We start from the raw sequence: 13,133 nt of genomic DNA on the forward strand, positions 1-13,133 counted from the left end.
TAAGGCGGTCGTCGCCCGATCGAGGCCGTATCTTTCCAAACAGCAAAGCGGGCAGGGTGCCCGCGAGTCGCATGTATGAAAGGAAGATCATGCTCGATCAGGCTTATTCTCGTCGTCAGTTCCTCGGCCTCGCTGGTGGTCTTGCCAGCATCGTCGGTCTCGGTCTCGTTGGGTGCGGCGGCTCAGGTGCCTCCGGTGCCGCCGACAAGGGTAGCGCCGCCGCTGCCGAGTCCGTCTCCGGCGAGGTGACCTACGACGGTGCCTCCTCGTTCCAGGCTCTCGTCGAGGCTGCTGCCGAGAAGTTCATGGATGCCAACCCCGACGTCTCCATCTCCGGCTCGGGCAACGGTTCGGGCAAGGGTCTGACCGCTGTCGCCGCTGGCACCGTCACCATCGGTAACTCCGACGTCTTCGCCGAGACCAAGCTCGAGGCCGACCAGGTCAAGAATCTCGTCGACCACGAGGTCGCCGTCGTTGGCATGGGTCCCGTCGTCTCCAAGAACGTGACGGTCGACGACCTGTCCCTCGAGCAGCTCAAGGGTATCTTCTCCGGCCAGATCACCAACTGGAAGGAGGTCGGCGGCGACGACGTCAAGATCGTCGTTCTCAACCGCAAGGCTGGCTCCGGCACCCGTGCCACCTTCGAGGCCGCCGTTTTTGGCGACGAGGCCGTCGACTTTAAGGGCGACGCCGAGCTCGACAAGTCCGGCGATGTCCAGACTCAGATGGGCAGTACCGACAACGCCATCTCCTACCTCGACTTCTCGCACTTCGATGACTCCAAGTTCAACGCCATCAAGGTCGAGGGCGTCGAGCCCAAGAGCAAGAACGTCACCGACGACTCCTTCAAGATCTGGGCGACCGAGCACATGTACTGCTCCAAGGACGCCGACGAGGCCACCAAGGCCTTCCTGGAGTTTATGCTCTCCGACGACGTCCAGGGCAAGCTCGTCGAGGAGCAGGGCTTCATCCCCGTCTCTGCCATGAAGGTCGTCAAGGACGCCAGCGGCAAGGTCTCCGCTAAATAAGTAATCGCCCCGGAAAGGTTTGCAATGGCAAAACAGCTGCCAAAGCGCGACCTTGAGAACGTGGGCCTGGGCGTCACGGGCGCGTGCGTTGCGCTCGTGACGCTTGTCGTTGCCGCGCTCATCTTTATGGTCGCCCAAAAGGGCCTCTCGGCTTTTATCAAGGACGGCGTCTCGGTCGTCGAGTTCTTCACCGGCACCAAGTGGGACCTGGCCAACACGGCCAAAAACGGCCTGCCCTACACCGGCGCCCTGCCCCTGATCGTCACCTCGTTTGCGGTCATGGTGCTCTCCACGCTCATCGCGCTGCCCATCGCCATCGGCTCTGCCATCTTTGCGGTCGAGATTAGCCCTAAGTTTGGTTCCAAGATCTTTCAGCCGCTTATTGAGCTTTTGACCGGTATTCCCTCGGTCGTCTTTGGCCTTATTGGCTTTCACGTGGTCGTCGGCCTTATGAAGAGCGTTTTCCATGTGAGCACGGGTCTGGGCATCTTGCCCGGCGCCATCGTGCTGGCCGTCATGATCCTGCCGACGATGACCACGCTTTCGGTCGATGGCCTGCGCGCCGTGCCCGACGGCTACCGTCAGGGCTCGCTCGCGCTGGGCTACACCCGCTGGCAGACCATCTGGCACGTGGTGCTCAAGTCCGCCATGCCGTCGCTCATGACTGCGGTCATCCTTGGCATGACGCGCGCCTTTGGCGAGACGCTCGCCGTGCGCATGGTCATCGGCGGTATTGAGGCCATGCCGACGTCGCTGCTGTCGCCGGCCTCGACCATCACCATCACGCTCACCACGTCCATGGCGGTCTATGCCGAGGGCTCGGCCCAGGACGATGTTCTGTGGGCGCTTGGTCTGCTGTTGATGGGCATGAGCCTCATCTTCATCCTGATCATCCATCTCATTGGCCGCAAGGGGGCGAAGGCTCGTGGCTAGCACGCACATCCACATCGACGAGGCGAGACTCGGGCGTGTCCAAAAACAGGACCGCATCGCCACGGGCGTGCTGACGGCGATCGCCGCCATCGTCATGCTCATCGTCGTTTCCATGGTGGCCTATATCCTGTTCGAGGGTATCTCGACGCTGTTCCAGCCGGGCTTCCTCACGCAGCCCGCGCGCGCCAACGGAACTCAGGGCGGCGTACTCTACCAGCTGTTCGACTCGTTCTATCTGCTGCTGATCACTCTGATCATCTCGGTGCCCATCAGCCTGGGCGGCGCGGTCTTTTTGGTTGAGTACGCGCCGGACGGCCCCATCCGCGACATCGCTTCCACCGCCATCGAGACGCTGTCCTCGCTGCCTTCCATTGTCGTCGGCATGTTCGGATTCCTGGTATTCTCGGTGCAGCTGGGCTGGAAGTACTCCATCATCTCCGGCGCCGTCGCGCTCACCATGTTCAACATCCCCATCCTGGTGCGCGTGATTCAGCAGGCGCTCGAGGACGTGCCGCAGGCCCAGCGCGATGCGTGCCTGGCCATGGGCCTCACTCGCTGGGAGGCCACACTGCACATCCTGATCCCCGAGGCCATGCCCGCCATCGTGACCGGCATCGTGCTTTCGGCCGGCCGCGTCTTTGGCGAGGCCGCGGCACTGCTCTTTACCTCGGGCATGAGCTCGCCGGTGCGGCTGAACTTCTTGAGCTTTAACCTTTCGAGCCCCACCTGCGCCTGGAACGTGTTCCGCCCCGGTGAGTCGCTCGCCGTGCATATTTACAAGATTTACGGCGAGGGCAGCCCCGAGGCACAGCAGATCGTCTGGGGCACCGCCGCACTGCTGATGATCTGCGTGCTGCTGTTTAACGTAGTCGCCCGTATCGTGGGCAAGCAACTGGCAAGGAAGATGACGGCCGAATGAGCGAGATGAATGCAACGCCCGCAACCGAAGCGACATCGTCCGAGACTCAGGATTTTCTGTCGAGCGTGGGGGAGAGCGAGAAGCGCGTGCGCGTAAGCGGCAAGGCCGTGAGCGACGAGGTCGTGCTCTCCACCAAGGACGTCAACGTGTACTATGGCGACCACCATGCGCTGCACGATACGTCGCTCGACTTTCACAAGGGCGAGATCACGGCGCTCATCGGGCCTTCGGGCTGCGGCAAGTCGACCTTCTTGCGTAGCCTCAACCTGATGAATCGCGAGATTCGCGGCTGCCGCGTGGAGGGCGAGATCAACTACCGCGGGCGCAACGTGAACACCAAGGCCGAGAACACCTATGAGCTGCGTCGCTCCATTGGCATGGTGTTCCAGCAGCCCAACCCTTTCCGCAAGTCCATTCGCGACAACATCACGTTTGCGCCTAAGCGCCACGGCATCACCGACCGTGACGAGCTCGACCGCATGGTCGAGGAGAGCCTGCGCGGCGCGGCGCTGTGGGACGAGGTCAAGGACAAGCTCGACAAGAGTGCCTATGCGCTTTCGGGCGGTCAGCAGCAGCGCCTGTGCATTGCACGCACGCTGGCGCTCAACCCCGACGTGATTCTGTTCGACGAGCCCTGCTCGGCGCTTGACCCCATCTCGACGCTGGCGATCGAGGACCTTATGTCGTCGCTTGTGGCAGAGCGCGCCATCGTCATCGTGACGCACAACATGGAGCAGGCGTCGCGTGTATCCAACCGCACGGCGTTCTTCTACATGGGCGATATGGTCGAGTACGACGAGACCGACGAGATTTTCCAGCGGCCCAAGGATAAGCGGCTGAATGATTACCTCACCGGCATGTTCTCCTAGTCCGGGACATGCTTGAGGCCCGCGGTGGCCACGGTCGCCACGGGACTGATTGGAGGGGCGGGTCATCTCTTTTGCGAGATGGCCCGCCTTTTTGTGTCGTGTGCGGCCCGCCTTTTCGCTGCTATCATGGACAACGTTGAATTTCTACGAAGGAGCAGGGCATATGGCGATTCTTTTGGGATGCGATTCCGTCAGCCTAGAGTTTCCCACCAAGCATATTTTCGATAGCGTAACGCTCGGCGTGGGCGAGGGCGACCGTATTGGCATCGTCGGTAAAAACGGCGACGGCAAGTCGACGCTGCTGAGCGTGCTCGCCGGCACGCTGGAGCCCGACGATGGCCGCGTGACGCATCGCCGCGGCACCACGATCGGTCTGCTCGGCCAAAAGGACCAGCTTGTCGACACCGACACCGTGCACCATGCCGTCGTCGGCGACACGCCCGAGTACGAGTGGGCGTCGAGCCCCCGCACGCGCCAGATCCTCGCCGGCCTCATCAGCGATGTGCCCTGGGAGGGCACGGTGGGCGAGCTTTCGGGTGGCCAGCGCCGCCGCGTGGACCTCGCGCGCCTGCTGATCGGCGACTACGACGTGCTCATGCTCGACGAGCCCACCAACCACCTGGACATGCGCACCATCAACTGGCTTGCGCGTCACTTAAAGGCCCGCTGGCAGCGCGGTCAGGGCGCCATGCTCGTGGTCACGCACGACCGTTGGTTCTTGGACGAGGTCTGCACCAGCATGTGGGAGGTTCACGACGGCCGGGTCGACCCCTTCGAGGGCGGCTACTCGGCCTACATCCTGCAGCGCGTGGAGCGCGACCGCATGGCCGCCGTCACCGAGGAGCGTCGTCGCAACATGGCGCGCAAGGAGCTCGCGTGGCTGAGCCGCGGTGCCCAGGCGCGCTCCACCAAGCCCAAGTTTCGTGTGGATGCCGCTCGCGAACTCATCGCCGACGTGCCGCCCGTGCGTGACGAACTGGAGCTCAAGCGCCTCGCCGTGAGCCGCCTGGGCAAGCAGGTCATCGACGTGATCGACGTGGACGCCGGCTATGCGGATGCCGGCGGCGCGCCCAAGCAGGTGCTCTCCAATGTGACCTGGCTCATTGGTGCGGGCGACCGCTATGGTCTTTTGGGTGAGAACGGCGCCGGCAAGTCGACGCTGCTCGACGTGATTCAGGGCAAGATCGCGCCCCTGCGCGGCCGCGTGAAGATTGGCCAGACGGTGCGCTTTGGCGTGCTGTCGCAGCAGCTCGAGGAGCTCGAGCCCTACATGGGCGACACGATCCGCGAGGTGCTCAGCAACTATAAGAAGTATTACGTCATTGACGGCAAGGAGACCTCGCCCGAGAAGCTTTGCGAGCGCCTGGGCTTTACGACGCAGCAGCTCTGGAGCCGCATCGGTGATCTTTCGGGCGGCCAGCGCCGTCGCCTGTCGCTGCTGCTGACGATCCTGGACGAGCCCAACGTGCTTATCCTGGACGAGCCGGGCAACGACCTCGATACCGACATGCTGGCGATTGTCGAGGACCTGCTCGATGGCTGGCCGGGCACGCTGATTCTGGTGACGCACGACCGTTTCCTCATGGAGCGCGTGACCGACCAGCAGTGGGCGCTGCTTGACGGTCATCTGACGCATATGCCCGGCGGCGTCGACCAGTACCTGCGCCTGTGCAACGCCACGGCCGAGGGCGAGCCCGTGGGCGCGCCGAGCGCCAAAACCGGCACGTTCGACACCGGCGCCGCGGCGGTTTCGGCCGACAAGCCCAAGTCGAGCGGTCAGCCCAACGGCCTGTCCAACGCCGAGCGCCAGAAGCTCCGCCGCGAGGTGAGCTCGCTCGAGCGCAAGATGGAGACGCAGCGCGCTCGCGTGGAGGAGGCCGAGGCAGCGATGGCTCAGGTCGACCCCACCAACTACACGGCGCTGGGCGAGCAGCAGACAAAGATCGACGAGGCCCACGCCGCCATGGACGAGCTGGAGATGGCGTGGCTCGAGGCGAGCGAAAAGCTCGAGGGCGATGAGTAGACGAGGATGATCAAAGCCGCGTTTTTCGATATCGATGGTACGTTGCTGAGCTTTAAGACGCACCGGATTCCGGCGTCGGCGCAGCAGGTGCTCGACAGCTTTCACGAGCAGGGGATCGCATGCGTGATCGCCACGGGCCGTCCGACCTACCAGATGCCGGACTGGCTGTTCGACCTGGGCTGGGATGCGTACATTACGCTTTCGGGCCAGCACTGCTTTGATGCCGAGGGGGTTTACCGCAGCTGCCCGATCGATTCGGACGACGTCGCGGTGATTGTGAACCAGGTGGAGCAGGGACGCTACGACTCGCTGTGCATGCAGGGCGAGAACTCGTTTGTGAACCGCCTGTCCGAGCGCGTGGTGACGGCTGGCAGCAACGCGGGAATCGTCTACCACGAGGAGCCGTTTGAGCACGCCTTTGACGCACCGGTCTACCAGTTCTGCGCCTTTGTGGACCCGGCCGACGAACATATCGTGACCGACGCCGTGTCGCATTCGCTCACCACGCGCTGGTGCGACCTGTTCTGCGACATTATTCCCGCTAACGGCGGCAAGGACCTGGGCGTGGCGGCGACGCTCGAGCGGCTTGGTATCGACGCGAGCGAGGCGATTGCCTTTGGCGACGGCGAGAACGACCTGTCGATGTTTGCCGCCGTGGGCACGAGCGTGGCCATGGGCAACGCACAGGACACGGTGAAAGCTGCGGCGACCTATGTGACGACTGCCGTGGACGACGACGGCATCTACAACGCCGCGAAGCACTTTGGATTGATGTAACTGCGGGCCGGCACCCGGCGCCTGGGGACACTCCTTGCGGGGCGTCCCCATTTTGTTTTCGTCCCGCACGTTTTGTGAAACACGGCTAACTTTTAGACAAAGTAGTAAGACATGGGCAACTTTTGCGGTAAAGTTAGCCGTGGAAAGTATCCAAAGGCTAACTAGAAGCCATCGCGAAAGGCGGCCCATGGCCCTGCGTGAATCCGGAGAAGACTATCTCGAATCTATTTATGTGCTCTCGAAGCACCAAGGCATCGTTCGATCGATTGACGTTGCCGAATACCTGGGCGTAACCAAGGCGAGCGTTTCCAAGGCCATGGCGACCTTGGAGAGCAACGGCTACGTGGAGATGGGCAAACGCGATGTGCATCTGACGGAACGCGGTCTGGAGGTCGCTCGCCAAATGTGGGAGCGCCATTGCTTTTTTGTAGGGCTGCTCGAGGACGCAGGCGTAGCGCCTGAGGTTGCCTCGCAAGAGGGCTGCCACCTGGAACATTGCCTGAGCGAGGAGAGCTTCGAGAAGCTAAGGTCGATGCTGAGGCGGGATGGTGCTTCGGCGCCAACAATGACCGACTAGCATTCCCGCAGCGGCGCGCCTCCCGCGCCAAAGGCGCGGGACAGCGATCGGGACCAGTAGCCCCATCAACTAACTCCAACTCAGACAAGGAACCCCGCCAGCAAGCGATGCCCAAGAACCGCCAGCAACGTCACCGCAGGCCGGGACCGGGCTTGGTTTTGAAAACACTCCGCAGCGCGAGGCCCGCCTTTCCGCTGCTCCGCAGGAGCAGGAAAGACGGGCCTCATGCGCGAGGACGTTTTCAAAACCAAACCCGGCCCCGGCCGGACAGCCCACGAACGCTACAGGTTCTTGACACCCATCGCGCGCATGGCGTTTAGGATGGCGATGATCGCCACGCCCACGTCGCCAAAGACGGCAAGCCACATATTGGCGATGCCCAGCGCCGCGAGCACCAGAATCAGCAGCTTAATGCCCAGTGCAAAGATGATGTTCTGCCAAACGATCGTCATGGTCTTGCGCGCCACGCGGATCGCGCGGGAGATGTTGGACGGCTTGTCATCCATGAGCACGACGTCCGCCGCCTCAATTGCGGCGTCCGAGCCCATAGCGCCCATGGCGATGCCAACGTCTGCGCGGGTAAGCACGGGTGCGTCGTTGATACCGTCGCCGACAAAGGCGAGCTTGCCCTTGCCGCTTTCGGCCGCGAGCAACGCCTCAACACGCTCGACCTTATCGCCCGGCAGCAGCTGCGCGTGGAACTCGTCGAGACTAAGTTGCTTGGCCACAGACGCCGCAACCTCCTCGCGGTCGCCCGTGAGCATGACGGTGCGCTTGACGCCGGCGGCGTGCAGGTCGCTGATCGTCTGCTCGGCATCGGCCTTGACGGTGTCGGCAATTACAATGTGGCCGGCATAGATGCCATCGACCAGCACGTGAAGGATCGTACCGACGACCTCGCAATCGGGCGCTTCGACTCCGGCCGCGGCGAGCATCTTTGCGTTGCCAACGACGACGTGCTTGCCGTCGATGGTTGCCGTCACGCCGTGGCCCGCGTCGTTGGCGGAGTCGCTAACGCGCTTAGGGTCGACTTCGCCCTGGTAGGCGACACGCACGGACTGCGCGATGGGGTGATCGGAGAACGACTCCGCAAGGGCTGCGACCTCGAGCAACGACTGCTCGGTATATCCAGCCTCGGGGTGCACCGCGACCACCGAGAACGTGCCGTTGGTGAGGGTGCCCGTCTTGTCAAAGACGACGGTGTCCACATCGGCGAGCGTCTCGAGGTAGTTGGAGCCCTTGATGAGGACGCCCAGCTTGGACGCGCCGCCGATGCCGCCAAAGAAGCTGAGCGGGACGCTGATCACGAGCGCGCACGGGCAGCTGACGACCAGGAAGGTCAGGCCGCGCAGAATCCAGTCGGACCAAGCGCCGGTGACCAAGCCGCCGCCGAGCGCGAGTACTGCGGCCGCGCCGGTGACGGCGGGCGTGTAGACGCGGGCGAAGCGCGTGATGAAGTTTTCGGTGCGCGCCTTCTTTTCGCTGGCGTTTTCTACGAGCTCCAAGACGCGCGCGACGGTGGACTCGCCAAAGGGCTTGGTGGTGCGCACGTGGATGAGGCCCGTCATGTTGATGCAGCCGCTGATGATATCGTCGCCGGACTTGGCGGGGCGGGGGACTGACTCGCCCGTGAGCGCGGCGGTGTCGAGCTGGGTTTCGCCCTCGACGATGACGCCGTCGATAGGCACGCGCTCGCCGGGCTTGACCACGATCACGGTGCCCACGGCGATGTCATCGGGAAAGACCTGTTCGAGCGTGCCGTCGGGCTGCTCGACGTTAGCGTAGTCGGGCGCGATGTCCATCATGGCGCTGATCGACTTGCGGCTCTTGCCCACGGCGTATGCCTGGAACAGCTCGCCGACCTGGTAGAACAGCATGACGGCGGCGCCTTCGGCCATGTGCGGGTCGGTATCGGGGAAGAGCACCATGGCAAATGCGCCGATGGTCGCGACTGCCATAAGGAAACTCTCGTCGAAGGCCTTGCCGCGGCGGATGTTATTGAATGCCTTTTGCAGCACGTCGTAGCCGGCAATCAAAAACGGTACGAGGAACAGCACAAAGCTGGCGTAGATGTCGCCCGGGGTACCGAATGCGGCGGTGAGGGTGCCAAGCTCATCGAGGGCGTACACCACGGCAAAAATGCCCAGCGCTACCAGGATGCGGTTGCGCTTATGCTCGAGTGACTCTTTCTTCTTGCGCTTCTTCTTTTTCTTCTTGGGGTCGGCGGTGGCCATGACTCGTATCCTCCCATTTGAATGTATGAACACTCGCTCATATAATTTCGCGAGCAAAGGCCGCGGCAATCGCGGCCTTGCAGGTTGGCGTAAACCTGGGCTAGAGAATGATCTCGCAGTCCGGCTCGGCGTCGGCCGTAAACTCTACAACGCGGTTGAGCACCTCGTCGAACTCAGCATCATCGGCCTCGAGCGTCAGCTTCTGGGTCATAAAGTTGACGGACACGGATTTGACGCCCTCGAGCTTGGCCAGCTCGTCCTGAAGCTCACGCGCGCAGTTGGCGCAGTCGATCTCGTCGAGTTTAAACTGCTTTTTCATGGTGGGTTCCTTTCTCTGTATTTGCGGCTTGGGTGCAGGCCGCGCTGGTACCGTGGTTGGTCGCTATTCGCAGATGTGGCTCATGCCTTGGTTGAGCATGGTGTAGACGTGGTCGTCGGCGAGCGAGTATAGGATATTGCGCCCGTCGCGTCGGAATTTAACCAGGTGCGACTGCTTGAGTGTGCGCAGCTGGTGCGACACCGCGGACTGCGAGGTTTCGGTCGCTTCGGCGATGTCTGCCACGCAGAGCTCGCGGCCCATGAGGGCATAGAGGATCTTGATGCGCGTGGTGTCGCTGAAGACCTTGAACAGGTCGGCGAGGTCGTAGAGAAGCTCCTCGTCGGGAAGGTCCTCGGGCGAGCAGGTGGTGGGAATCGCGGGTTCGGTGGCCTCGATGTCGGGTTTCGTTTCATCAACGCGGATGCTCATTGCAATATCCTTTCATATGAACATGCGCTCATATAACTTGCTTCCGATTATATGAGTGTATGTTCATATGTCAATGACGTTCAGGTAATTCGTTGCACAAAATGATGGGGAATAGTGGATGAGATTCCGGACTGAGCGGTTTTGATAGCCGATGCCGGGGTGGGTGCCCCTGAGCCGTGCAAAAATTGGAGTATTCTGCAACGATAGGGGGTCCGTTAATTTATTGCAGGCCATATAATGCAGTTCAAGAGTTATCTTAGGGTGTTAATCCGATGAGTTCTTCCTCAAATGCTGCCTAACGCTCTCACGCAAGAGTGATTTCGCTTCACATTTGGATCCACTCGAGGGTGATAGACACCCGGCTCTGCTGAATACTCGCAATTTTGCACGTCGCTAAGGTGCCCACCTTGTTAGCCGGTCTAGCTTCCGGCCCCGAAGATCCTGCCCTCGGGCGCGAGGCTGCTTGTTTGGGCAAATGATGGGCTGTCGGATTCGACTGTCTGCATGTCATCGATTGCCGGAACTTCATTAATTGTTGGGTCATCCAGCGTGATGCCTTCGAGTGTTGCTTTTTCGAGGTCGATTCGTTGACACTCTTCGGAATCCTGGCGAAGCTGCTTCTGAATTCGCTTTTTCTCTTCTATAAAACTCCTGAGCACAAACTGTCTCAGGTCCTCTTGCATGATTTGAAAGTCTTTTGGCAGACGCGAGGGGCGTACGCCCTCTTTCCGCTGGATTGCTTCCATGACCCTAACAAAAGAGCTGGCATGCATAAAGGAATAACGGCTGACGGTGATGATTCCGTACCCCATGGACGCAAGTGCATTCTTGCGCTCCTCATCGATGGCGCGGTCTCCTTCCGCGTCATGATAAAAACCGTTGTATTCAATGTCTGTGCGAGATTTCTTTAGATACGCATCCATAAAGAACTTCTTGCGTCTCGTGAGATTCTTCGCGGCAGCGGTGACCTGCACCTCGTAATCGGTCTCAACTCCCTTAATACCAAGCCCTCCTTCGCTTTTGGGCAGCGTTAGCATCATGACAAAGGCCGTTTCCATAGGAGACCGGCATCCGTCGCGTACACATTGGATCGCCTTTCGGGCAAGGGCCAAACCGTCGCATCTGGTAATGGAATTAAAGAACTGCTTTAACCTCTCGGTCGAAGTGAGCGCGAAACGCTCGGTATAGGAGGTGGAAGAGTCGGTTCCAAGGGAATAAGCGCCGCACAGTTCAAAGTAGTACTCCACTAGTTCGCGAAAAGAAAGATAGGTGGCGGCCTGAAGTGCGCAAAGCTCAACGCCAACAACGAAGATGCCATCTTTGAGCTCTATAAAGCGTGAGTTCGAGAATCGTTTTGAAGAAACGTGGCATTGACAGTTCATTGCATAGCGCGCATTCCTGCGATCAAACACCATCACCTCGAGGGAATCATTTGCGCCGAGGGAAACATCATGTTTGGTGAGCCATTCTGCGGCTGCGTCAAGGAGCGTTCCGGTGGGACATGATCCGTAAATCGCGGCAGGGTTACAGGACTTGATGCCTTTCGCAGACACCGAATGCGCGGCCTGGTAGACCGCTTTTGCAGTGGTATGTGACAATACGATACTCATGGTATATATCGTGTCAGCTAATGCCGTGTTGATGGCGCTGAGTGAAAAAGTCGTTTTAGAGGTCTAGCCAAATGCTGTCCAAAAGCTTGACGCAATTATGGGTTGGTAGGCCCTAAATAAAAGTTTTCGCAGCTTAGCTATAGCATATAAATACTCAATTGCCGCACATTTGATAGTGATGCATCACCATCCGACAACGAATTACGTGTCGGGAATTGGCCGAAATCGTTCAAAATGAGGGTTCAGAATTTGTGATGGCAGATCTATCTGTGGAACGTAGGGCGGCCCCGCTGCGGGGTTTCCCGCTGCGAGGCCGCTCGTGATCTACGCCGGAGTTTGTCGCAGGCGTTTCTACTTGGCAAATAGGCTCTTGAGGTTGAACTCGGCTTGGACGGTGCGGAGCATGAGGTCGGTGTCGTCCAGGCCCAGATGCTGCTCGTTGGCGTCGGCGGCGAGGGTGCCGCGGCGGCGGGCCCAGTTCTCGAGCGCGGCGGGCGCGGATTCGCGGGGGAGCGAGCGCACGTCGGCGTCCAGGCTGCGGCAGATCTGGCGCGAGTCGATGACGATAATCTTACCCGCGCGGCGTGCCTCGGCGTAGCCGTCCAGGTGGATCTTGAACCAGCTGTCCTCAAAGGCGGCGTTGTGTGCCATGTACGGGTACTTCTTCATAAGCTTGAGCAGCTGCTTCTGCAGTTCCTTGTTCTCGCGGAATGGCTTTTTGCCGTCGATGTCGTCCCAGGTAATGTGGTGGATATTCGACAACGGCACATCCTCGCCGCGGTAGATGTCGGGCAGGCCGCAGTAGTGCGCCTCGGCGTCGTGCGGAACGGCGTCGCTGGTGAGGTCCATGATCTCCCAGCCGACGTTGATGATATAGCCGCGCTCGGGTGCACGGCCGGTGGTCTCGATGTCGATACCGAGCACGGTGCCCTGGATGGGCTTGCGGGCGTACGCCACGCCGAGCGCTTCGCGGTCGCCGCGGATTTCGCGCATAACGGACGCGGCGGTGCGCTTTTGCATCTTGCCGATGGCGGCGCAGGTGTCGGCATCGGACAGGCCGCGCGAGAGCGTCGCGGGCGTCACGTTGCGCAGACGCGCCTCGCCAATCTGGTCGCACAGGTCGCGGTTGCGGTCGGCCAGGTCGCGCACGGTGGCAAAGTCGAAGCCGGGGTCGCCCTCGGCGGTAAAGTACTCGGTCTCGAGCACCTTGAGGGCCTCCTCGCCCTTCTGGCGCTCGGACTCCATGGCGCCGTGGTCGCCGTAGATAAACATGGGGATAAACGGCTGGCGCTCGTATTCGAGTGCTTGCGATACGTTCATATGCTACTCCTTGGACGGGCCGCGTTGTGCGGCTCGAGGTTACTGAGTTATGGCGAGATGATAGTTTACCATGGGCAACTATTGGCACCGCGCCC

The 13,133-nt window shown here is 60.9% G+C and carries 12 protein-coding genes; 7 read left to right on the forward strand and 5 right to left on the reverse strand.

Going from position 1 to position 13,133, the window contains the following annotated elements:
• The first annotated feature begins 89 nt into the window (after positions 1 to 89).
• The 7 genes from ABCN01_RS00980 (at position 90) to ABCN01_RS01010 (ending at position 7,126) form a co-directional block, all read left to right on the forward strand.
• Positions 90 to 1,028 (forward strand): phosphate ABC transporter substrate-binding protein, encoded by a 939-nt coding sequence (locus tag ABCN01_RS00980; protein WP_343014146.1) that lies wholly within the window; start codon positions 90 to 92, stop codon positions 1,026 to 1,028.
• 24 nt (positions 1,029 to 1,052) lie between these two features.
• Positions 1,053 to 1,961, forward strand: coding sequence for a phosphate ABC transporter permease subunit PstC (gene pstC / locus ABCN01_RS00985; RefSeq protein ID WP_342996933.1), 909 nt, complete (start codon positions 1,053 to 1,055; stop codon positions 1,959 to 1,961).
• Positions 1,954 to 2,880, forward strand: coding sequence for a phosphate ABC transporter permease PstA (gene pstA / locus ABCN01_RS00990; protein ID WP_342996934.1), 927 nt, complete (start codon positions 1,954 to 1,956; stop codon positions 2,878 to 2,880). Before pstC ends, pstA begins: the two co-directional genes overlap by 8 nt.
• Complete coding sequence (gene pstB, locus ABCN01_RS00995) at positions 2,877 to 3,749, forward strand: phosphate ABC transporter ATP-binding protein PstB (RefSeq protein WP_342996935.1); 873 nt, start codon at positions 2,877 to 2,879, stop codon at positions 3,747 to 3,749. Before pstA ends, pstB begins: the two co-directional genes overlap by 4 nt.
• Positions 3,750 to 3,912: 163 nt before the next feature.
• Positions 3,913 to 5,772, forward strand: coding sequence for an ABC-F family ATP-binding cassette domain-containing protein (locus tag ABCN01_RS01000; RefSeq protein ID WP_342996936.1), 1,860 nt, complete (start codon positions 3,913 to 3,915; stop codon positions 5,770 to 5,772).
• A 6-nt stretch (positions 5,773 to 5,778) separates the two neighbouring features.
• Entirely contained in the window at positions 5,779 to 6,549 is a 771-nt protein-coding gene (locus tag ABCN01_RS01005) for a Cof-type HAD-IIB family hydrolase (RefSeq protein WP_342996937.1), read from the forward strand.
• 187 nt (positions 6,550 to 6,736) lie between these two features.
• The gene (locus ABCN01_RS01010; protein ID WP_342996938.1) at positions 6,737 to 7,126 is read left to right on the forward strand and encodes a metal-dependent transcriptional regulator; all 390 of its coding nucleotides are present in this window, start codon (positions 6,737 to 6,739) and stop codon (positions 7,124 to 7,126) included.
• Positions 7,127 to 7,407: 281 nt separating this feature from the next.
• Here ABCN01_RS01010 and ABCN01_RS01015 read toward each other — a convergent pair whose 3' ends face one another.
• The 5 genes from ABCN01_RS01015 to ABCN01_RS01035 form a co-directional block, all read right to left on the reverse strand.
• Complete coding sequence (locus tag ABCN01_RS01015) at positions 7,408 to 9,360, reverse strand: heavy metal translocating P-type ATPase (protein ID WP_342996939.1); 1,953 nt, start codon at positions 9,358 to 9,360, stop codon at positions 7,408 to 7,410.
• Between the two features lie 100 nt (positions 9,361 to 9,460).
• Positions 9,461 to 9,679, reverse strand: a complete 219-nt coding sequence (locus ABCN01_RS01020; protein ID WP_035137286.1) for a cation transporter — start codon at positions 9,677 to 9,679, stop codon at positions 9,461 to 9,463.
• A gap of 63 nt (positions 9,680 to 9,742) precedes the next feature.
• Positions 9,743 to 10,108 carry an ArsR/SmtB family transcription factor gene (locus tag ABCN01_RS01025; protein ID WP_055285819.1) on the reverse strand — a complete coding sequence of 122 codons (366 nt, stop codon included), beginning with the start codon at positions 10,106 to 10,108 and terminating at the stop codon, positions 9,743 to 9,745.
• Between the two features lie 419 nt (positions 10,109 to 10,527).
• Positions 10,528 to 11,718 carry a hypothetical protein gene (locus ABCN01_RS01030; RefSeq protein WP_342996940.1) on the reverse strand — a complete coding sequence of 397 codons (1,191 nt, stop codon included), beginning with the start codon at positions 11,716 to 11,718 and terminating at the stop codon, positions 10,528 to 10,530.
• Between the two features lie 351 nt (positions 11,719 to 12,069).
• Entirely contained in the window at positions 12,070 to 13,038 is a 969-nt protein-coding gene (locus ABCN01_RS01035; protein WP_342996941.1) for a 3'-5' exonuclease, read from the reverse strand.
• Positions 13,039 to 13,133: the final 95 nt, after the last annotated feature.

Origin of the sequence: Collinsella aerofaciens (genome assembly GCF_039062365.1) — a bacterium.
In the GTDB taxonomy this organism is placed as follows: Bacteria; Actinomycetota; Coriobacteriia; order Coriobacteriales; family Coriobacteriaceae; genus Collinsella.